Source organism: Pseudogemmobacter sonorensis (genome assembly GCF_042762395.1).
Lineage (GTDB): Bacteria > Pseudomonadota > Alphaproteobacteria > Rhodobacterales > Rhodobacteraceae > Pseudogemmobacter > Pseudogemmobacter sonorensis.
Genome location: NZ_JBEFZE010000012.1, coordinates 1 through 22,189 on the forward strand (window position 1 = coordinate 1; position 22,189 = coordinate 22,189).

The 22,189-nt window shown below is 59.9% G+C and carries 16 protein-coding genes and 1 pseudogene; 7 read left to right on the forward strand and 10 right to left on the reverse strand.

What is annotated here, in order from left to right; genetic code table 11:
- Positions 1–191 (forward strand): hypothetical protein (locus tag ABNX41_RS10790; protein WP_438669825.1); only part of this gene is annotated, 191 nt, incomplete at its 5' end.
- On the opposite strand, the pseudogene ABNX41_RS10795 reads toward ABNX41_RS10790, so the two are convergent.
- The 7 genes and pseudogenes from ABNX41_RS10795 to ABNX41_RS10825 form a co-directional block, all read right to left on the reverse strand.
- Positions 133–321, reverse strand: a pseudogene (locus ABNX41_RS10795) (hypothetical protein); the annotation flags it as partial. The gene ABNX41_RS10790 and the pseudogene ABNX41_RS10795 sit on opposite strands and share 59 nt — an antisense overlap.
- A gap of 342 nt (positions 322–663) precedes the next feature.
- Positions 664–2,139: a TniQ family protein gene (locus tag ABNX41_RS10800; RefSeq protein WP_438669738.1), complete on the reverse strand. Its 1,476-nt coding sequence runs from the start codon at positions 2,137–2,139 to the stop codon at positions 664–666.
- Complete coding sequence (locus ABNX41_RS10805) at positions 2,136–3,101, reverse strand: AAA family ATPase (protein ID WP_438669739.1); 966 nt, start codon at positions 3,099–3,101, stop codon at positions 2,136–2,138. The genes ABNX41_RS10800 and ABNX41_RS10805 overlap by 4 nt, the downstream gene beginning before the upstream one ends.
- 2 nt (positions 3,102–3,103) lie before the next feature.
- Positions 3,104–5,284, reverse strand: a complete 2,181-nt coding sequence (locus ABNX41_RS10810; protein WP_438669740.1) for a TnsB C-terminal domain-containing protein — start codon at positions 5,282–5,284, stop codon at positions 3,104–3,106.
- On the reverse strand, positions 5,285–6,067 hold the full coding sequence (locus ABNX41_RS10815) for a hypothetical protein (protein WP_438669741.1): 783 nt from the start codon (positions 6,065–6,067) through the stop codon (positions 5,285–5,287).
- A gap of 246 nt (positions 6,068–6,313) precedes the next feature.
- On the reverse strand, positions 6,314–6,904 hold the full coding sequence (locus ABNX41_RS10820; protein ID WP_438669742.1) for a transposase: 591 nt from the start codon (positions 6,902–6,904) through the stop codon (positions 6,314–6,316).
- A gap of 95 nt (positions 6,905–6,999) precedes the next feature.
- Positions 7,000–8,157 (reverse strand): AAA family ATPase, encoded by a 1,158-nt coding sequence (locus ABNX41_RS10825; RefSeq protein ID WP_438669743.1) that lies wholly within the window; start codon positions 8,155–8,157, stop codon positions 7,000–7,002.
- Between the two features lie 856 nt (positions 8,158–9,013).
- Here ABNX41_RS10825 and ABNX41_RS10830 point away from each other — a divergent pair.
- The 4 genes from ABNX41_RS10830 (at position 9,014) to ABNX41_RS10845 (ending at position 19,220) form a co-directional block, all read left to right on the forward strand.
- The gene (locus ABNX41_RS10830) at positions 9,014–11,884 is read left to right on the forward strand and encodes an SNF2-related protein (protein WP_438669744.1); all 2,871 of its coding nucleotides are present in this window, start codon (positions 9,014–9,016) and stop codon (positions 11,882–11,884) included.
- Complete coding sequence (locus ABNX41_RS10835; protein ID WP_438669745.1) at positions 11,884–13,587, forward strand: site-specific DNA-methyltransferase; 1,704 nt, start codon at positions 11,884–11,886, stop codon at positions 13,585–13,587. Before ABNX41_RS10830 ends, ABNX41_RS10835 begins: the two co-directional genes overlap by 1 nt.
- Entirely contained in the window at positions 13,584–16,406 is a 2,823-nt protein-coding gene (locus tag ABNX41_RS10840; protein WP_438669746.1) for a DEAD/DEAH box helicase family protein, read from the forward strand. The genes ABNX41_RS10835 and ABNX41_RS10840 overlap by 4 nt, the downstream gene beginning before the upstream one ends.
- Before the next feature lie 174 nt (positions 16,407–16,580).
- Positions 16,581–19,220, forward strand: a complete 2,640-nt coding sequence (locus ABNX41_RS10845; protein WP_438669747.1) for a S1 RNA-binding domain-containing protein — start codon at positions 16,581–16,583, stop codon at positions 19,218–19,220.
- 462 nt (positions 19,221–19,682) lie between these two features.
- Here ABNX41_RS10845 and ABNX41_RS10850 read toward each other — a convergent pair whose 3' ends face one another.
- Genes ABNX41_RS10850 through ABNX41_RS10860 form a run of 3 tightly spaced genes read right to left on the reverse strand, consistent with a single transcriptional unit; the run spans position 19,683 to position 21,477 of the window.
- Positions 19,683–20,468 carry an ImmA/IrrE family metallo-endopeptidase gene (locus ABNX41_RS10850; protein ID WP_438669748.1) on the reverse strand — a complete coding sequence of 262 codons (786 nt, stop codon included), beginning with the start codon at positions 20,466–20,468 and terminating at the stop codon, positions 19,683–19,685.
- Complete coding sequence (locus ABNX41_RS10855; RefSeq protein ID WP_438669749.1) at positions 20,468–20,908, reverse strand: hypothetical protein; 441 nt, start codon at positions 20,906–20,908, stop codon at positions 20,468–20,470. Before ABNX41_RS10855 ends, ABNX41_RS10850 begins: the two co-directional genes overlap by 1 nt.
- Positions 20,905–21,477, reverse strand: coding sequence for a sigma-70 RNA polymerase sigma factor region 4 domain-containing protein (locus ABNX41_RS10860; RefSeq protein ID WP_438669821.1), 573 nt, complete (start codon positions 21,475–21,477; stop codon positions 20,905–20,907). Before ABNX41_RS10860 ends, ABNX41_RS10855 begins: the two co-directional genes overlap by 4 nt.
- 157 nt (positions 21,478–21,634) lie before the next feature.
- Between ABNX41_RS10860 and ABNX41_RS10865 the strand changes: the two genes are divergently transcribed.
- Together ABNX41_RS10865 and ABNX41_RS10870 are read left to right on the forward strand one after the other, a co-directional pair.
- Positions 21,635–21,913 carry a hypothetical protein gene (locus tag ABNX41_RS10865; RefSeq protein WP_438669750.1) on the forward strand — a complete coding sequence of 93 codons (279 nt, stop codon included), beginning with the start codon at positions 21,635–21,637 and terminating at the stop codon, positions 21,911–21,913.
- 17 nt (positions 21,914–21,930) lie between these two features.
- Positions 21,931–22,188, forward strand: coding sequence for a hypothetical protein (locus tag ABNX41_RS10870; protein WP_438669751.1), 258 nt, complete (start codon positions 21,931–21,933; stop codon positions 22,186–22,188).
- Position 22,189 lies beyond the last annotated feature (1 nt).

A 22,189-nucleotide genomic window follows, 5' to 3' on the forward strand; every position in this document is an offset into this window, starting at 1 on the left:
CCCCGCTCGGTGATCTGAGCGACCGCGTCACGCTTGAAGTCGTCGCTGAAAAAGCCTGTGCCCATCATGGCCTCCTTGCCTCAAAATTAGCAAAAAAGGCGGCCAAAAAACATGGGGCTATTAAAACTAGGCGGCCGGTTTGCCGGGCCAGTCGAAATGTTCAATCGCCCAATGAACGAAGTCGCGTTTGAAGGCTTTGGTCGTGGTGAGGCCGATACTGCCGTGTTCAAGGCCTTAATCGAGCGTCGACTTCGCCGCCCGCAGCAGGGGCGACAAGGCGAGGCCGGGATGATCATCGGGCAGGATGCGGAACTCTATCATGGCCCCGAATGTAAGCTGGAACTCAACATCCGTGCCAGAGAGGAGTCAGGCTCCCAAAGGGGTTCAGAGCGGCGAAACGAACACTTGGCGAAACCTTTGCCCCAGTTCCGGCGAAACCAGTCCGGAGCCGACGATAACTATGCCCGATTTACAACTGAAAATCCGGATCAAGTTAGGGCGAACATGCTGATAAACTAAAGCGATATCAGTGGGTTGAAAACACCCATTTTGAACGCGGGATCAAGATCCAGCGAAATCCGGCACAAGATGCGGCGGAACTGGGGACCGGGCAAAGGAAAAGCCCGCCGAGGCGGGCTGGATCAGGATGGTCTTTGTGCAGGATCAGGCCGGGAGAGGGCCGCCCAGAACATCGTCAAGTCGGACGATCAAAGCCTCGATTCCGCGCTTTCCGGGATCGCGGTGGCACGGAATATCGCCTGACATGATCTTGGGAAAAACGGTCTCGAACGGTCCCGCGCCGCGTTGGCAGGCATGGGGGGCTGAGTGATATTTGTCCCGATCGGCGTCGAGGACGGTGGGAAGGGCGGCAATCTTCGCGAGCAACTCATCAAGATGATCACGCGCGAACACGACGTTGCGGACGGCCCCGGCTGAGACCATGGGCACCAGAGGTCTTAGCAGGCCTGCCCTGTAAAGCGTCTCGATCTGCCGCCTGCTCGCTCCGAGGTATTCGGGTAGGTCATGAAGGCGGATCGCGGATTGAAAAGCCTCGATCAGCGGGAGCGTCTCGGCCGCATCGAAGATCAGGTTGCCACTCTCTCGGTCCGTCGCCCCCGAGGGAACCTTTCCGATCTTCTGCAGCAACCGCGACAGCCGTCTGCGATCCATGCGGAGTTCGTCGCTCAGGCTCTGCAGGGTATAGGACGTCCGGACGGTGACCTCCTCCCCCAGGACTTTTGTGCCTGGCTCGATGGCGAAATGCTTCACAATATGAGCGCGCAGGATGTCCCGGATCGGACCGGGATCGATGGCGTTGCTTCGACGATCCAGCCAGTCGAACAGGCGACCATAATAGGCCAGCGGACCTGCCTGCACCGCAGCAGCCTTCGAGGCGCCATGGATGGTGTCGAGAGCTTCGGTCACCGCCTCCGGCCCCTCGCGATAGATGGAAAAGCCGATGTCGGTCGCCTGCTCGTCGGTCGTGGGCGGCAACTTCGTTACCCGCACATCGTGGCCATGCTCGAGAATAGCCCCCAGCATTTCCGAGGCGTTGAGCACCTGCTCCAGGGTCTGGCCTTTCAGCCAGTCGTCATCGGGCAACGGCTCGCCCTCGAGACGCGCCCTGAGCCAGCTCAGGTATTCGGGATGCGGGTCACCGACCTCGGCGTGCTGCGCGATCCCCTCTGGCGCCAGAACTGCATGCAAGCTCGTTGCCGATGCATCCGCGGTGGGGGTCAACCAGAGAGCATGACGGTCGCACCGATGGACATGTCGGAAACCCCAGATCAGGCGGTGGCGCCAAGATCCCACGTCGCCGTCCTCGGCAAGGCAGGCGCGACAATAGCGCGCGGCACGCGGGGAGAGGAACGCCTTGGCCAGGCGCTCGCCCCGGAACCAGCTGTGTGTCTGCCTGACGTCGATGCGGTTCGCGAGCAGCCCATCCGGCGGGATGGCCGCAGCGGCGGCCAGGGCAGCGGTTTCGGCCGAGCGCCCGGAAACCAGGCCTGGCATGTCAATCTTGAGATCGCGGAGCAGCCGCTGCATTCCGCGCCCCGTGTGCAGGACCGCAAGCCGGCTGGCAAAGGAAAGCGTGGTTTCCTCCGGGTCGAAGGGAAGATGGGGCTGCAGGACGATCATCGTGCCCACCCCATTGCGGTCAACTCGGCTTTCACCGTGCTCCAGTCCCCGGGGTGGAACGGGGTCATCGGCTTGAACCCGGTGTTCTTCAGGAAGAGACGCTCGGCATCCGCCAGGCTCAAGTGGGACCGCTTCTGCACCAGGGCTTGGCGGAGGGTATCTTTGGCCAGTTTCACGGCGCGACCGGCCTCTCCCTGATCGGCGAACAGGAAACGCTCCGCAAAGGCCTCATCCGGATCCATCTCGACACCGATGGCCCGGGCCGAGGATGCCAGGCAGCGCGCAAACACCTCTGCCTCGTGGGAACCGGCAGCGATCCGCGGCAGGTAGAATTCATCGAACCGCCGGTAGGTTTCGCCCGACTTTTCCTTCAGTATGGCGTCCCGCAGGTCGGGTACGCCGATGATGATCAGGGCCACGGCATGGTCGGACTGAAGCATGTGCTTGAGGGCCTGAATGGCGCCAGGGATATCCCGCCCGGGGCCAGGCCGGAAAATGTGATGGCACTCGTCGATGATCAGGGTCTTGATGCCCTTCAGGACGAGACGATGGCGGGCGATTTCCCAACGCTCGGCGGCGCCGGCGCGACTGTCGAACTTGGGATAGCCGGTGGCGGTGGCGATCTCCTCGGCAAGGCTCTTGATCGTTGCCTCGGGGGGCACCTCGATGAACAGCGTGTTGCCGCCTTCGATCTCGCGGGCATCGGTAAGCGCAGGCAGCATGCGGAGAGCACGCCGCATGGCGGCGGATTTGCCACTGCCGGAATCGGCTAGAAGCATCAGCCCGCGGGTCTCGCCGGTAAGGCTGTCGCGACGGGGGCAACCCGTCATTTGTCCATCGTCGTCGACCTCATACAGGTCTGCCAGCGCCTCCTCGAAGCGTGTATCATGGCCGAATTTCCAATACCGGCCCTCAAGCCATTCGAGCTTCTCGGTCAAGGTGGTCAGGGTCGTTCTGGTCATGGTCACTCCATCAGATCATCGTCCGAGACCGTGGGCGCGGTCTTCGGTTGGGCCGGGTTGGGCTGAGACAGCGCGAGCGCCTCGTCCGCCGCATCGACGTCAGCCAGAATGTCGCGGTACTCTCCGAAGCTGCGCCGGCGCTCGGCCGTATCGGTGTGGCGCGAGAAGCGAACGACGTCGCGCTCGAGTTCCTCCTCCGTGCGCGGCAGGGAGATCAGGCCCGCGAGCTTCTTGAGCCGATAAGCCTCGGTATTGGCATCGATGACGAAATCCCTGCGCGCCCGGGCTTCTTCCGCGTCCTCGATCTGGCGGTGGGCCAGCCAGATATCGAGATCGACATCGGTCTTGCCGATCCACCGGGGATCTGTCGCCGTCACGTTGATCCAGGGGCCATCACCTGCACGAAGCCCGATCGTGCCGATGTCCCCATGCCAGCGCAGAACTTCGACATCCTTGACGCCTGGCAGGTTTTTCAGGGCGATGGCGGCATCGTTCTGATAGTCGATATGCTTTACCCGAACGCCATGGACGCCGATCCTCCTCCCGGTCCGCACCCCGAATGCCTCGCGCATTTCGGCGCTGGTCAGCGATCGCGGGCGGCATTCGCTGATGGCCTTCTTCCATGCCTGGTTTGGCGACATGCCGAGGGCGCTGTGGTGCTTGTTGTGATAGGCATCCACTGTCCAGCGCACGAGCCAGGTGAGAAAGGCCTCCAGTGTCAGCGTGGCGCGTTGCTCCGGATCGTTGTCGCCCTTCTTTTCAACGCTGCCGAAGGTGCGACCGGAGAACCGCAGGAGAAGATCTTCGTGAATTATGCGAAAGACGCGCTCGATGAATGGCTTGAGCCATGGCTTGCCGGCCGGCGCCCCCATGTTCGTGATGCCCAGCGATGCGAGCACCGCATAGGCCTCATCCGTGATGTATTTGCTCCCGCGATCAAGAACGATCATCTCGGGGGCACCGCCCTGCTCCCAGGCAAAACGACATCTGGCGGCGTCCGAGATCGGCACCTTGTTCATATAGATCATCTCGATCGTGTCGCGCAGCGGGCTCGTATGCGCCTGAGGAACGATCTGAAGCGCCAGAAGGCATCGCGTATGAACATCGATGGCCGCCGAAAGCGTAACCCGGCAGGGCTTTCCGTCGAGGCCGATAAAGGCCTTCACCGACGGCGGGAGATGATCGAACAAACCCGTGTCACGCATCAGGACCATCAGGTCAACGGTGTACTCATCGACCTCGACGCGCTCGAGCGCCCGAGACGTTTCCACGCCGAGACCGAGGGAGTGCAGGTCCTTGTAAGCGTTGTCCCAGCCTTTCTTGCGAATGGCATGGTCGATCGGAGCCCGCTCCATGACGAGCTTGCGTACGTAGTCGTAGCCAACCAGCGGGAGCTTCTCTTCCGGAATTGGCAGCCGTTCCCGGCGCTCGTTCTCCGCGCTGATAATGCTGCTCACCGACTCGTGGTAGGCCTTGAGCGTCGGGCGCTCTTCATCAAGCAGTTTATCGATGATGGCGCCGACATAGGCCTCAACCTGGTCTGAATACCGTGAATGACCGCCGCATTTGCGGTAATCATCGAGCAGACCGTCTTCGCCATAAGCACGCCACTGTTCGTACCATTTCCAGAAGGTGCGGCCGTTTCGGACACCCTGACTGAACTCGAACTCGCTGTTGCGCTCGACCGTGGTTTTCCTGATCCTGGCCCCTGCGCGCTTTGGGGCACGAATAGCCTTTGCGGCGAGGAATTCTTCATATCGTGCCTTGCCCCGAGCAAGGATCTTGACGACCCTGGCTTCGAAATCTTCACGAACAAGCTTGAGATCACCGGCATCGAGCATACCTTGGATCGCGAGTACGTATTGCTTGCGGAACTGCGCTCGGGCGATTTCGACAGCCACCCGTTCGGAGCGGCGAATTCGGTCGCGCTGGCATGGCTTGGCTAGCGGACGATGCAGGACTACGAGCTTGCCGTGGTTGTTCTCGGTCAGAACCGCACTGAACGAGATGACTCCCGCAGTGCTTTCGTGGTATTCGCCGGTCTGTTCATCGGTCCAGGGCTCCCAGAAGGCGAAGTATCCCTCGGCACGAAGCTCGAGCACCTTTCCCTTGCGGACGCCGATCTGGAACTCGCAATCCTTTTCCAACAGGATTGGTACGGTTTTGTTCAGCCGGACCGCCATTTACGCAGCCTTCGCCGTGATCAGGGTGTTGGACGTGATCTTCTCCAGCCCCAACAGCACGGCGTGACCGAACCGGATCGCCCGGGCCATGCCGAAGAAGCCTGCACCGCCGAGACCGATGCCGGCGAGGAATTCGCAGATCGGGGTCGGCCCTGTGCAATCACGAAGCCCTCTCTCGATCAGCGCGTCGATTTCGGGCTGGGGATCCCGCGCGGCATGGAAGAGCTTGGCGTTGTGCAAGACGACAGGATCTCGGTGGCGCTCCGTGACGGTGATCGCCGCATCGCAAATGTTGCCGATCGCCGCGCGCTTCACGCATTCGAACATTGCCCGATAATCGGCCCTTTCGGCGATCCGCTCCGGCTTGACCGAGATGCAGATGCGGCGGCCGCTCGTCTGCGTCAGGCGAAAATCGAAGAAATGGTGGCTCGGTTTCCCGTTGGGCCTGCTAAAGGTGAGCGCGGCCAGTTGCTCCTCGAGATCCGCGAAGTCGGGCCGATAGATCAGGCAGAGTGCCGTATCGTGCTCGCCCTTGCTGCCGAAGCCCAACCGCTGCGGCTGGTTGCCACGATTGAAGACGAGTTCGCCGACGAAATGTCCCTTGGACGATTTCGGGATGCGGCGGACCGCGCGGCTCGTGGCGGGCGTTTTCCGCAGACGGGGCCTTCCTCCGTCAAGGGTGATGCGGTCGGTTGTCGGGTATTGAGGTGACCTTGATGGTTGGATCGGGGGGACCGGATCGCCGCCTTTTTGCGCGGCTTTCGTGCCGTGGGTTTCAAACATGACTTCTCCATTCGCTGGATTCCAGGAATCCCGCGGTCATTGGCCCGGGCCGGCTCTTGCGGCGTCAGGTTGTGTTTCGATTGAGGGCTAATGCCCTGATTTTCTGAACATCTGCGCGGGATGCTCGACTAGTCTCACCGCTGGTGTCCACGTTCGCTGGCTCAGCGTGAACGGGAGATGTCTCCAGGCTCGCCAAATACCAAGGGCAGCACAGCAACATGCATGTGTACAGAATAGGACTGATTTTCAGCAGCGCCGCGAAACCGCGTGAGCCGCGGCTTCTGCCAACAGCCATGCCTTGAACTCGACGGTGCCCGGCGGCGCGGCATCCGGCCATTGCGGCAGCCGTGTCAGAACCAGACCTGCGAGAAAGCAATGCCCTCCGTCCCGGCGCAGGTCATTGAAGACCTTCCTCCGCAGCCGGCCTGCGGCCTTCCGCTCCAGCTTGGTCAGCACCACGAATTCGCTTACCGATGGCATGAGATCGTGTACGAAAACAGGCGTATGCCGGATCATGTGCTCGGTCGCCAGGAACCATGGCCGGAGTTCCAGGTTCGTGCTCTTCAGCACTGTTTCCGACGTGTAGGAGAATTGCCGACGGCACTCTCGGCATTGCCACACTTTGTGCACCCTCAGCCAGAGCAGATTCTGGCAGAGACATCGCGGACAAGTCACGCCTGCCGCCCACCGGACTGTGATCATGCGGGACAGGCAGCTTTCCTCGTTAGGAAATGCCTTGGCCACCTCAACCTCAGGCAGGTGCGACCTGAGCCAGTCCCAATAAGCACGTTCCCGCTCGAAGTCGATTTTATCCGTCGCCCAGGTTTTCCGTGGCATGTCCCGGCCCCCATTTCGGGTACGGAACCACGTGAACACGGGCTTGTGAAGCCGCAGGCAGGGTCGAAACCTCGCCAAAATCGGGAAAAGAACACTCATTGCCGGATCGGCTCCGCTTCGAGGCGCTCGGCGAGATCGAGCATCCGGATCACCGACCGCAGACTCAGTCGGTGCACGTGGCGCGACATCTGAAGCAGCGCCTCGGCCACCGCCTCGACCGAAGGCGCCGACAAGCCGCGTTTCTGCCCTTCGCGCCGGGCAAAGTCGATCAGTTGCTCCAGGGTCGGATCAGGCAAGCGGATCGGGGGGCAACGGCTGATGAGCGGGTCGGGTAGCTTGCGCCAGTCGTTCGATGTCAGCACCCAGCAGATCCAGCCCATGTCGAAGCCGATCTCGTAAAACGGGCAGGTCCAGTGCCCGGCCGTTGCCGGCTCCAGCAACGGCAGGAGCGATGAGGCGAGATCAAAGCTGCGGCCCTTGTTCGACTCGGCCGTGCCGGCCTTTTCGACCTCGTCGACGATAACGACCGGGTTCCCGACCCTTTCCTGCAAGATGGTCTGCAGCAGACGACCCGGTGCCGCATTGCTCCAGCCGCGCTGTGAGCCAACCAGACCGAAGCTCGCATTCTCGCTGGTGGCCTCGAAGACCATCGACGCCGTCCCGATCAACCCGCCGAGCCGCCTGGCCCAAACGGATTTGCCGATGCCAGGATTACCATCGAGGAGCAGGGGTGGCAGCCGCAGGCCGGGCCAGCCCTCGCGCACAGAGCGGCGCATCGCATGCCAGACCACCTCTGTCGCCGCGCCAAGCCATCGGAACTCGTCGTGCAGCTCCGCCGCCAACTCGTCGGCCCGATGCTCCGACGGGATCACCGCGAGCCGGACGCCGTCCTTCAGCACCTCCAACCGCTCTCGATCCTCCTTCTTCAAATGACTGAGGCCTGTCGCGGCCATTCGCGCCTTATGCAGACGTGCCGCGCGGCGGTTGATCCGCTGGCTGTCCCGGCTCGTCAGCTCGGCCCGGGCGCGCAGATCTATCTTGAGGTCGAAAGCGTCCATATCGGAATCGGTGTCCGGATCGTCCTCCGCTTCGCCTGCCTCCTCCGGCGCCTCCTCGGCCGGACGCGCGGCCTCCTGCTGACGCAGCGCCTCGACGCGCAGGTTACGGAGATGGTCGCGCAGGCGGTGGACGAGCGCGCTCTCGGTCTCGGACGGAGCCGGGAAGCGGGCGTGGATGAACGGGATGCGGGACATCGGTTTCCTTCAAGCATGGCTCCGCCATTCGAAGAAACAGGGTTTCTCCGTCGGCGGTTTGTTTCGATTTCATCTGTGCCAGGGCGGGACGATCATCGCCGCCGGTCCTGACGACCTGAGCCATTCATTTTCGGTTGAGGGTGGTCAACAGCGCAGTTTCCGGCCATCTGTAACGCCCAGACGGGAAAAACAAAGGACTCCTGTTTTTTCCCGTCGCGGCCCTCGTCGATTACTCCACGCAGGAAGGCGGAGCGCCGTATTCCCAATTTTTCACATAACTACCAATTTCATGCAAAAATGATCCAGGTCAACTATTCTGCTCAACACTGTTTTTCCTGTACCGAGGAAATCAGTTCAAATTTCGCGCTGGATAGGGGAATAAGGTCGTGGAGATGCCCCAACTAGTGCATGTGCATTTCCGAATCGCTCCTCATTGACGATCTTCAGATTGAAGATCCGAAGGTTGACAGGAGCGGGTGGTAAACCGTCTTTCGGCACCATCAGACAGGACCAGGGGGACCCTTCGTTTGTGATCTCCCGCGATCTCCATTGGGAAAATGGATCAACGGTTTGTTTTTCCCGCTGGCCACCTGTAGCTTCCGATCTTGGCCGGCATCAGCGCTGTATCAGTAAAATTGGCACCCGCTCATGACACGGGTGCATTCTCATAGAAATCATGAACGGTCACTCATTTTTTCTGTCGAATCAAGGCGCCTATACTTGGCAATTATTTCGTTTCTCCCGCCGGGCTTCTCGAACCAGCAGCGCCGAGCTGACGCGATCACGCATTTTCGCTCAAGGTCCCGCTCCGCACCTTTCCTCTGGACGTCTTTACTGCCGCTGCTAGAAAAGACCCATGGCAGAACCATCCTACTCCGCGCATCAGTCCAAATACTTCGCCCATTTTCTGACCCGTGAAGGCATCAGCGAAAACGACGCTCTGACTCAGTCCTTGTCGTCTGCCCGCGTCGACCTCAACCCGCATCAGGTCGATGCGGCGATGTTCGCCCTGCGTTCACCGCTCTCGAAAGGCGTGTTGCTGGCAGACGAGGTTGGTCTGGGCAAGACGATCGAGGCCGCGCTGATCCTGAGCCAGCGGTGGTGGGAGCAACAGCGCAATCTGCTCCTCATCGTTCCCGCTTCGCTCAGGAAGCAATGGGCGACCGAGCTCCGCGAGAAGTTTTCGCTGTCCTCCGTCATCCTGGACGCCAAGAAGCTCAAGGATATTGTGGCGGCAGGTCAATCCAACCCGATCGGCAGGCGGGAAGGCATCATCATCCTGTCCTATGAGTTTGCTGCGCGTATCGCCGATACGCTACGCGCCGTGCGTTGGGACCTCGTCGTGTTCGACGAAGCGCATAAGCTGCGGAATGTCTACAAGGCGGCGGAAAACTCCCGCGCTGCCGTCCTGCGCGACGCCTTGGCCGGGCGCCAGAAACTGCTGCTGACCGCCACGCCGCTCCAGAACAACCTGATGGAACTCTACGGCCTCGTCACCATCATCGACCAGACCTACTTCGGATCGGAACAGGCTTTTCGGGCAGAGTTCGGCGGGCGCGAGGATGTAGCTGCGCGTGCCTTGCTGGCCCGGCGTCTCGATCCGATCTGCAAGCGGACCCTGCGGCGGCAGGTGCAGAAGGCTGGCCTGATCAACTACACCAACCGCCTGCCGAAGACCTTCGATTTCACTCCAGACCGGCTGGAGGTCGATCTCTACAACTCGGTTTCCGCCTACCTGCAGAACCCCGACACCATCGCCCTGGGTCAGAACGGGCGGCATCTCGTCACCCTGATGCTGCGCAAGATCCTGGGATCCTCATCCTTCGCCATCGCGCAGACGCTCGACAAGATGGTCCATCGCCTTGAGGGAAAGCTAATCGTCGACGACGAGACGCTTGATGACATCGATGGCTTCGCGGAAGAGGCCGAAGAATGGCGGGATTCAGGGACCGGAGCGGGTGCCGAGGCCGACGCCGTCGAGGATCATTCCGACGACGCCATCGAACAGATCGATCCCAGGAAACTGCGGGCCGAGATCGAAGAGTTGACGCGATATCGCGATCTGGCCCGATCGATCGGTGACAATGCCAAGGGCAAGGCGCTTCTCGACTGCCTCCCCGTCGTCTTGACCGAGATCGAGGGCAAGGGTGGCCAGCGCAAGGCGGTGGTCTTCACCGAATCCGTGCGCACCCAAACCTACCTGCGCGATCTGCTGGAGGCGAACGGCTTCGCTGGGCAGACCGTCATCCTGAACGGATCCAATTCGGACAAGGACAGCGCCGCGCTCTACAAGGACTGGATCGCGAAACATCGCGGCACCGAGGCCGTGTCCGGCTCCAAGACCGCCGACATGAAGGCCGCCATCGTCGATGCCTTCCGCAACGACCGCAGCATCCTCATCGCCACCGAATCCGGCGCCGAGGGCATCAACCTTCAGTTCTGTTCGCTACTCATCAACTACGACCTGCCGTGGAACCCGCAGCGGGTCGAGCAGCGGATCGGCCGCTGCCACCGCTACGGCCAGAAGATCGATGTCACCGTCATCAACTTCCTGAATCGCAAGAACCAGGCCGAGGAGCGCATCCACCAGTTGCTCGAACAGAAGTTCAAGCTGTTCGACGGGGTCTTCGGCTCGTCCGACGAGGTTCTGGGCGCCATCGAATCCGGCGTCGACATCGAGCGCCGCATCCTGGAGATCGTCCAGCAAAGCCGCAGCGATGCCGAGATCAACGCCGCCTTCGACCGCCTGCAGGAGGAATTCAGCGTCGAAATCGACGAGGCCAAGCAGGATGCCCGCAACAAGCTTCTGGCCGAGATGGACGACAAGGTCATCGAACGCCTGCTGGGCCGCAAGGAAAGCGTGAACTCCGCCATCGGCGAGTTCAAACGCGCGCTCCTCGGTCTGGCACGGGCCGAACTGCCCGCGGCGCGGTTCCATGAAGACCACGCCCAACGGTTCGATCACGCGGGCGAAACCTGGTCCACCGAATGGCCCGAGGCCGACGAGCGGGGCTGGCGGTTCTTCCGGTTGGCCGATGACGGGCTGGCGGATCGGCTTGTCGAACAGGCCAAGGCGCGCCACCTGCCCCCCGCCGCGCTCGAATTCGACTATCCCGCCTATGACGGCAACCTTGGCGATGTCGCCCTGCTTCGGGGGCGGTCGGGCTGGATGCGTGTCGCGCGGCTGACGCTGGAAACCCCGGCGCGCACCTGGGATGAGATCATCTGCGCGGCCTTCACCGATGACGGCGCGCCGGTCGATCCTGGAACGGCGGAACGGATGTTGCAGGTGCCGGCGCGGGTGGCCGGCGCCATCACCGGCCTGCCCGACGCCGATCTGGCGGTGATCGTCTCGGAACGGCAGACCGCGCTTGTCGGCATCGCGCAGGAGCGGCTGGGGGAATTCCTCAACGAGGAGGAAGACCGGCTCGACGCCTGGCGCAACGATGCGCGGGTGGCCTATGACCAGCAGATGAAGGCGCTGAACAAGGAAGCCGCCGAGAAGAACAAGCTGGCCCGCGCCACGGTCAATCTGCAAACCAAACTCGAGTTGCAGCGCGAGGCCAAGGCGCTGAAGCGGCAGGTCGACGATCTGCAACACCAGCTCTATACCCGGCTGCGCGAGATCGACGAGGAGCGCGAGCGGATGCTCGACGCCATCGCCGAGCAGTTGAATTTGACACCACAGGTCGAAGACCTGTTCACGATACGATGGAGCCTGATCTGATGGCCGGAAAGACCAAGCTGGAACTGACCTGGATCGGCAAGGACATCCGCCCCCGGCTGGAACCGCGCATCCTGATCGAAGACCCGGAGTTTTCGCATCACGCCGAGACCCGGCGCGAGGGGGACATCTTCGACAACGTGCTGATCCATGGCGACAACCTGCTGGCGCTGAAGGCGCTGGAGACCGACCCGAATGTGCGGGGCAAGGTGAAATGCGTGTTCATCGATCCACCGTATAATACGGGATCGGCTTTCGAACATTACGACGACGGGCTTGAGCATTCTCTTTGGCTGGGGATGATGCGAGATCGGCTGGAAATTTTGCGGAATTTGTTGTCGGAAGATGGGTCGATCTGGATTACCGTCGACGACAATGAATCCCACTATTTGAAGGTTGTGTGTGATGGCGTTTTTGGGCGAACGAATTTCGTTGCAAACGCCGTCTGGCAGAAAAAGTATACCGTCGCAAATGACGCTAAATGGCTGTCTGATAATCATGATCATGTTTTAATATACGCACTTGACAAGCCGTCATGGCGCCCAAATAGACTGGATCGAAGCGCGGAAATGGACGCGCGCTATAGAAATCCCGACAATCACCCCAAGGGGCCTTGGAAGGCAACGCCGCTGCATGCAAAAAGTGGATCGGCCAAAGCAGAGAAGTTCACCTACACCTTCAAGAACGGAAGAACTTGGTCCCCGCCACCAGGAACCTATCCAAGGTTTTCCCCCGAGACATTAGAAAGACTCGACCAAGATGACGCTATCTGGTTTGGAGTGAATGGCGATGCTGCGCCGTCAAGGAAGACATTCCTGTCCGAATTGACCACGTCTGGCCCTCCGTCGCCAACTGTCTGGCTTCATTCAGATGCAGGAAACAATCATGAGGCGCGTGAAGAGGTTAAGAAATTCAACCCGGCTGACCCATTTGCAACCCCAAAACCTGAACGGTTAATTTCTCGCATTATTGACCTCGCCACCAACCCCGGCGATCTCGTCCTCGACTCCTTCGCCGGCTCCGGCACCACCGGCGCCGTGGCCCACAAGATGGGCCGCCGCTGGATCATGGTGGAACTGGGCGAGCACGCCAAAACCCATATCGTGCCCCGGATGACCAAGGTCATCGATGGGCAGGACAAGGGCGGCGTGACCGAAGCGGCAGGCTGGAAGGGCGGCGGCGGCTATCGCTTCTTCCGCCTGGCGCCCTCGCTGCTGGAAAAGGACCAATGGGACAACTGGGTCATCCGCAAGGAATACAACCCCGCCATGCTGGCCGAGGCGATGTGCAAGCATTTCGGCTACATCTACGCCCCCTCGGCCGAGCATTACTGGATGCACGGCCAGTCCTCGGAAACCTCGTTCATCTATGTCACCACCAACAGCCTGACCTTCGACCAGCTTCGCGCGATTTCCGACGAGGTGGGCGAGACCCGCAGCCTGCTGATCTGCTGCACGGCTTACGAATCCGGCGCCGACCGTCTGGCCAACCTGACCGTCCGCAAGATCCCGCAGGCGGTGCTGGCGGCCTGCGAATGGGGCAAGGACGACTATTCGCTGAAGATCGAATCCCTGCCGATGATGGCGGAGGATGAGGAAGACGACCTTCCCGCGACGAAAGCCTCGGGCAAGGCTCGGCGGGACGATGCCACCCCCGACCTCTTCGCCCCCGATCCCTCTGATGACGACGGGGAGGCGCAGGAATGAAGGCCTTCGATCCGAAACGCGCCGTCACCCAGATCACGCAACGCCTTTCTCTGCGCAAACCCCAGGCCGAGGCTCTGCGGCGGCTCGACGACATCGTGGACCTGATCGCCCCGACCAAGGATACCGATGTCGAGGCTGCACGCGATGCTGTGCGCGCGGCCTATGGCAATCTGCCCGACGCGGCCTTCGAGGATTTCGAACGCGATTTCCCCTCGGTCTGCTTCGCGCTGGCCACCGGCGTCGGCAAGACCCGGCTGATGGGGGCCTTCATCAGCTACCTCTACATGATCGGCAAAAGCCGGAACTTCTTTGTCCTGGCGCCGAACCTGACGATCTATGAAAAGCTGCTGTCCGATTTCCAGCCGAACAGCCCGAAATACGTCTTCCGGGGCATCGAGGCCTTTGCCCATAACGCGCCGCTGATCGTCAATGCCGAGAACTATGAAGAAGGGCGCGGTGTGCGCGGAACCGATTTCTTCGGCCGCGAAGGCGCGATCGTCAACATCTTCAACATCTCGAAGATCAATTCCGAGGTGCGAGGCGGGAAGTCTCCCCGGATCAAACGGTTGCAGGAATATATCGGCGACAGCTACTTCACCTATCTGTCGGAACTGGATGATCTGGTCCTGCTGATGGACGAGGCGCACCGCTATCGCGGTTCCGCCGGCGCGAAGGCGATTGCCGAACTGAAGCCGATCCTGGGGCTGGAGGTCACGGCCACCCCGAAGACCGTCGGCGCGCGGTCGCAGGAGTTCAGGAACGTCGTCTACCGCTACGACCTGCCTGATGCGATGGAAGACGGCTACGTCAAGGAACCCGCCGTCGGCACGAGGGCCAACTTCAACCCGAAGTCGGTGGATGAGGCCGCGCTTGAACGGATCAAGCTGGAAGACGGCATCAACTACCACGAGCATGTGAAGGTCGCGCTGGAAACCTATGCCCGGCAGCACGATGTACGGGTTGTGCGGCCCTTCATGCTGGTGGTGACCCAGGACACCACCCATGCCCGGCAGGTGCGGGATTTCATCGAATCCGAGGCGTTCTTCGACGGCCGTTACAAGGGCCGCGTGATTGAGATCCACTCGAGGCTGACCGGCGAGGAAAGCGACGAGAACGCACAACGCCTGCTGAATATTGAAAAGGGCGGCGACACGGATATCGTCATCCACGTCAACAAGCTGAAAGAGGGTTGGGACGTTTCCAACCTGTTCACCATCGTGCCGCTACGCGCCTCGGCCTCGGACATCCTGACCGAGCAGACCCTCGGACGCGGTCTGCGGCTACCCTATGGCAAGCGCACCGGCGTTGCGGTGGTGGATCAGTTGACCGTCATCGCTCACGACCGCTTCAACGATCTGATCGAGCGGGCGAAAGAGGACAACGGGGTCACCCGCAAGCTGAAGACGGTCATGATAGGCGATGGTGGCGATATTCCGGCCTCGAAGCCTGTGGTCGTGGTCGCTCCTTCCGTGATTGAGCAAATGATCCTTCAGGCCGAGGCTCAGGCGGGCGTCGCGCCAGCGGCGGATACCCCTGCGGGAGGCTATGAACAGCCTGCTGCGGCCACCGGCGCAGGGTTCGCGGCTCCGGCCGCCCCGCCATTTCGCTTCAACAAGCCCGAAGAGGTCAATCTGGCCAAGACCGTGTTGAGCGTCGTGATGCCGGAGGTGAGCAGGCAGGTCTCGTCGATCAGGGATCTGCAGGACCCCAAGGTCGTGCAGCGCATCACGGAAACTGCCCTTGCCGCCCAGAAGATGCAGGATGGGCTCTTCCCTTCGGTGACGCCGGAACAGGCGGTCGCGGTCGTGGAAGAGGTCTGCAAGCAGATCGCCGAGCGGACCATCGCCATTCCCACCCTGACTATTACGCCCAGGGATCAGGTGTCGTTCGGCTTCAGGGCGTTCCAGCTTGACCTGAAGACCTGGAACTATCAGCCCCTGTCCCGCGAGTTGCTGATCCAGGTCCTGCGCACGGAGAAGCGGGACATCATCTCCGGCGAATCCGATCACGAAATGCCCGCGCGGCTGGAAGACTACCTCGTCGCCAAGTTGATGGACTTTCCGGAGGTCGATTACGACGCCCATGCCGCGACCCTCTATGACCTGGCCGGCCAGGTCGTGACCCACTTCCAGGAAAAATACCCGGACGAGGAAAAGTTGCGCGCGGTCATCCAGGGCCATGCGCGTGCGATGGCCGATGCGATCTTTGCCCAGATGAAGCAGAACATGTGGCGCGGACAAACCAGCTACCGCGTCACGGTCAACTCCGCGTTCGACCCGCTGCGGCCGCAGACCTTCGACGGCAGCAACAAAGGCGCCATACGGGATTACCGCAATCCGCCCGATCAGCTGAACCAAATCAGGCGCTTCATCTTCACAGGATTCCAGAAGGGCTGTTACCAGCTGGCGAAGTTCGATTCTGACACCGAACGGAAGATGGCCGTTCTCCTTGAGCGGGATCCGACGGTCCGCCTATGGATGAAGCCCGGTCCCAACCAGTTCAAGATCTTCGACACTGACGGCAATCCTTACCAGCCGGACTTTGTGGTGGAGACCGCAACCGAGAAGCTGATCGTCGAAACCAAGCGCGCGAGCGACATGAGCGATCCGGTCGTCCTACGAAAGGCCGAGGCCGCCGCTCTCTGGGCGTTCATCGCCACCCAAGCGCAGGCTAACCAGCTGGGCGAGAAGCCTTGGTCGTACCTTCTGGTCCCCGAAACCGCAGTCATCGAAAACGCGACGGTCGTCGGCTTGGCGTCAGCGCATGCACGTATCGCGGACACGGATCTGCGGGGGAGATACGAACTGGGGAAGGCGTAGGGGCGGAGAGCGGACGCTCGCTTCACCCGCCGGGTGTGACGGCCCAAGACTAAAGCGGACACTGAAGGTGTTGCAAACGCAGAGCTTACCACTCATCGTGAGGTCGGGACGAGTAGCGGGGGATGCTTCGTATGCGACCAAAGCCTACGTAGGCGTATGGAGCAAGGCAGAGATATGATTATTGATCCTAGCATGTTGTTGAACGAAAGTGATGTCGAGCAAAAGCTCCTAATGCCTCTTATGACTGCCAACACGCCCTACGGGCTCATGCTACCGCCAAGCAATATTTACACAAAGCAAAGCATCCGCTCGGTGACGATAGATAAGGGCGGTAGCAAGAAGAACTATTATCCTGACTACCTCTACGTGCATCGCGGTATACCAATTATGGCGGTTGAGGCCAAGACGCCGGGGGAAGACCTCGTGGAGGCGCTGCGCGAAGCCCGGTTGTACGCGTCGGAAATTAATTCCAAGCACTCAGGGGATGTCGATCCAGTCAAGTTCGTGGTGGCCTGTGATGGCACACGACTCCTGGCGGGATACAACAACGATGAAACCCCTCTTTTTGATATTCTAGCAGAGAACTTCAGTAGCGAGAACGTAGATTTCTCCAAGTTCATTACTCAGTTTGGCTTTGCTTCCTTGGATCGTTGGGGGGAGAAGATAGTCAAAAAACTGCGTCCAATCCGGTATTTCAAACCACGAAAGATGGTGGGCGGTGGCGCTGCGCAGAGCGAAGAAATAGGGCTCAATTCCTTCGGATCGACTATAAAGACGGACTTCAGGGGCCTGTTTGATCCAGGGAATATCGCAGAACGCGACGTTATCGCTGCCGAGTGCTATATTCCATCGAAACGCCGGAATAGATACGTAGATTCGATTGACAGAACCTTTGCGGCAATCATTTCACCATCAGAGAAGATTGCATCGCAGCTTGATGACAGTAGTAATCCACTCCCCATCATCAAGAAACTTAGACAGGGTCAAACCCTCGCCAACCAGGTGATGCTTCTGATTGGCTCCGCCGGTGCCGGGAAGACGACCTTCGTTGACCATCTAAGAGTTTCGGCGCTGCCGACTGACGTTCGCCGCAGTACTCGGTGGCTGCACATCAATTTAAATGTAGCGCCTGTCTCGCGCGATGAAATATATAAGTGGCTCAGGAAGGAAATTATAGCTGGTGTCAAGGCGCAACTCCCCAAAGTTGACTTCGAAGAGCTGGAGACAATTAAGCAAATTTTCCGCGCGGACGTTGAAAGCTATAGGAAGGGAACCGGCAGGCTGCATGAGGGCAACAAAGACAAGTGGAACGAAAAACTTGCGGATAAGTTGGACGAGAGCCTCGCAAACGAGCACAAAGTCGCAACCTGCTACTGCAAGTACCTGTCGAGCCGCGAGTCTGCACTTATCGTAATTGTGCTGGACAACTGCGACAAGAGGGAGCTAACTGAGCAACTCCTAATGTTCGAAGCTGCTCAGTGGTTGCGAACCGAATTTGATGCCATGATCTTCCTCCCTATACGGGAAGAGACATACGATAAGAACCATGATCGTCCGCCACTTGACACTGCGCTTAAAGACTTGGCGTTTCGGATAGAGCCACCAAGGTTTGACCTCATTCTCAAGAAACGCGTTGATGTGGCCGTCGCGCGGCTCAAGGAGAACCCAACTCAGCGTTTTTCCTATGACCTTCCGAACTCAATGAAGGCAACCTATACGGCCTCTGACAAGGTTTCCTATCTTACGTCTATTCTGCGTTCGGTGTTTGACAGCGAGGAACATATTCGTCGACTATTGATTGGGCTAGCCGGGAGAAATATGCGACGTGCGATGGAGATTTTTCTGGAGTTTTGCTCTAGTGGACACATTTCAGAAGATCACATCCTCAAAATGGTTTCTTCGGGAGGCAGCTATGCGTTGCCGTTGGAACTTGTCAGTAGGGTCATCCTTCGCCCCAAACGTCGGTACTATGACAGCGATCACTCATACGTTGTCAATCTCATGGCAGCGGACATCGCCGACAAGAAGCCGTCGTTTTTTTGTCGCGTGGCTATCCTTCGGTCACTTGCTGGTATCGCACATGACGGGCAGAGCGCGCGGAAGGATGGCTACATGCGTGGTGAGGACATGCTCCCACAGCTCGAGAAATTTGGCATAACTCAGGACATCCTGCTTCGAGAAATCAACTATCTCGTGGGGAAGCACTGTGTAGTTAGCGAAGACTTCAGCTTGTCTGGGATTGAGCTGAACACACTTATCGCGATTTCACCAGCAGGACGGACGCATCTGTTCCTACTCAATAATCCGCACTATGTTTCTGCGATGGCTGAGGATACGTGGTTTCGTCAAGAGGCAGTCGCAAATGCGATTAAAGAGCGCATCAAGAATCCGGCCATTCACTTTGAAAACCGTTCCGCGTTGATGAACGCGAAGAATTTAGTCAGCTTCCTGGAGCGCGAGCGCGCTTTGGCGCTAGAGGACTACAACATGGTCTTCCCTGACAGCGATGGTCCCGAGCTAATCTCGGTGAGCTCACTTCGCAAGACGGTCGATCTTCGTGAAAAGCAGATGGTAGGAAACTGGGCGGGCGTCGATGAGGTGTTCCCTGTTGGTAAGAAAGTCTCTGGTATCGTCTCTGCGGTGAAAGGTTTCGGCATCTTTGTAAAGTTTGAAAATGAAGTGTCAGGACTACTTCATGCAAATCAAGCGAGCGCCGCTGATCTGACCAAGAAGAGTGGCGATGCTATCGAGGTGATAGTGACTAATGTTGATCAATACAACGAGAAGCTAGGGCTGAAGAGTATTCCCACATAGTGAAGTGACGCTGCTCGCCATCCTCGGTGAAGCTACAACGCTGCACCACTCCCTGCGATGAAAGTCCGCTTTGGGGCGAAAAAGCCTTGTCGATGTCCGCCCCATTGCTTCGGAGACCGAGTTAATATGCAAACGAGACAAAGGGATTCTCTGGTTCGGTCCGAGTTTGTGTCGGTCCCTTACTTCTTCGGTTTCATCTGCGACCGATTGGTCTCTGCCTTCTCCTTGTCGCTCTTGAAGTCAGCGATCAACGTCTCGAGCTCGGCAAGATGGGTAGCGAATGCCGTGGGCGTAGGCACCGGCACAGTACCAGCAGCCGGATTGTCGTGGCTACCGGAGAGCCAGCCGCACAACTATGGCTGCGAATTGATTCGTTCTTGTCAGCAAGCAGCAGCGTCTCATGATGTGCCACGATGAAGCAGGAGCCACCAAGCCCCCGAAAAATCAATTTTTATGAGCCGGTTATCGACTATACCGTCGAATATCCGGATCTTCAAGCATGCGCTCGTCACAAAATGCCAACAGAGTCAGAGTCTCGTTGGGGCCGGTCCGAATGGTCTGCTCCTGAATCTCAAAGTGGTCTGCGCCTGCACGGTCGAACCAGGCATCCGCCCCAATTTTCCGAAGGAGCGGGCCATCCGGCTCGGCACCAAACTGGATACCAAAGGCGTAGCTCTCCGCGTCTAGATTATCCTGCGGGAACCACCGATCAGGCACGCTGCGGGATCGAACGAACCATTTCCGACCTTGCGGCTCATGGCAAACCAGCATCGCCGGGGCGAAGTCGGCTTCGACCAAGCGGATGGCTGTTGCCGTCTGGCTAGCATTGAAAGCGTCGGCAAGAGCCTTGATCGAAGCAAAGTTCAGATTCTTCTGTGCCTTGGCCAACGGGCGGAACAGATAGTTCGGCAAGAGAAGATCGGCCGCGTACCCGTCAGCGGTTCGTTCGGGAGAAACCGCAGATCGCGGGCGATACTCATCTACCCGGCAGGCAAGGCAACGTCCCCTATGGTGGTGCCAGTGACCCAGTTCATGCGCGATCGAGAATCGTTTTCGGCGCCACTGACTGTTAGAGTTTACGGTGATGATGGCGCGATCCGCCGTCCCGACGATCCGGGCCTCACAACCATCGAGAGGCCGGTATCGGACATGTGCATGCACATGATAGGCGATTGCCTCAAGGTCGATCTCGGCCGGGTCAGTTACACCCAGTTCCTGAAGGAGTAATTCGGCAGGAGACAGCCGCATTAGGATTTTCCGGCATCATCGTTGTCTTCCAGCAGGCCCAGTTCGGCCAGCTCTTCCAGCATCCCCAGAACATCAGCATCCGAAAGCTCGTTCTCCTTGCGCGCTGCCAAAGTCAGGCCAGGAATAGTATCAGCGCGTGCTAAAACGGCTCGAAGGCGCGTTCGCGCATCTGCAATATTCACGACGTTTGCGGTCTGCTCCTTTGGAACGTGACGGCTTGTGGCAGCCCCAGCCTTCGCAGATGCCATCCGGGCTTTATTCACCGTAAGCAGGCTCTTCTCGAACAACGCCCGCATCTCCACCGCATTCTGATCTGGGTCTCCACCGTCCTCTCGGAACTCGGCAAGAATCTGCTCGTCAGACACGTTGAAAATGTCCTCGGCGAGAGAATCTGCCAGCCGACCGAGCGGCCGGGCGGCCTTGTCGTTCTTACCGGTCATGGCTGCCATCCTTCAGGGTATCTCTTGTCGATCCGGCGGCGGATCAGTTTCCGTTTGGAATCGTAGGTGGTCCTGTCGAGACCAGTCAGCTCTCGCAGTTCCTCCGCCGTCATGCCCTCCATAGTGCCTTCCACAATGTCCTTCGCGGCCGGATCGTCTGCGAAAAGCGCGAGCACATCTGCGCGCATTCGCGCGTCCTGCTCCGCATGCACGATCCGGTCCTCCACGCCCGGCTCGGGGTCCGGGCAATTCATGGCCGCCGCGCCGCTGCTTCCGCCCTCGATGGAAACGAGGGCCGGGCGGCGCGAGGCCTTTTCCCGTTCGCCGTCGGAAATGCTGCGCACGGCCTCTGCCAGAAACCGCACCGCATCCACATGGGCCGGGCAGACCCGGCTGCCATCGAGCGCGCGGGCGAACGCCTCCTGCAGCAGGTCTTGGGCCGGAACGGCGGGGCGCGCATAGTAGGCGGCGACCTTTTTCAGCCGCACCCAATCGGCGACCGAAAGGCCTCGGATCGCCTCGACGATCTCGGCTCTGCTCTTGGCGGTCGCGGCTTCCTGCAAACTCACACCTTCCGTTCCCCTTCGCTCTCCTATGCGGGAGAGCGGCCCCTGCGCGGACATGAGACGGTGGATGTCCGAGACGCCCCTCGATGTCCGCATAGGGAGTCGAGGCGCATCAGGGCCGGTTTCCGGTCCGCGTCGCGACACAGACAGGAGAACAAAAATGATCTACGCGATCAACTACGACCTGAAGCGGCCGGGTCAGAATTACGACGAGCTGCACAAGGCCATCAAGAACCTCGGGGACTGGTGGCACTACCTCGGATCGACCTGGCTGGTCGATACCAATCTGAACGCCAAGGGCGTCTGGGACCGGCTGGCCCCCCACGTCGACAAGAACGACCGCGTCCTCGTGATCGGCGTTACCCGCGACTATTCGGGCTGGCTGACCCACGAGGCCTGGGAATGGATCAACAGCCGCCTCAACAGGCTGGCGGCCTGAGAGAAGGAGCGAGGCAGATGCGTGTGCAAGGTGCGGTGATCCGCGAGCAGGGTCAGACCTTCGCCGTCGTGGTGGTGAAACCCCATGTGGTGCAGAACAGCGGGGCGGCCGCCGACGCGATCCGGGGCTTCGCCCCGGTCTTCGGCGTGCCAGTCGTGCTGATGGCGCAGGACGGGCGCGGCCGGCCGACCTATTACGGCCGGCCGGACATCGCCCGCTTCATGTCGCGGGTGCCGCTGCGGTCGATCCCCTGGCGGGAGTATACGATCAACTGAG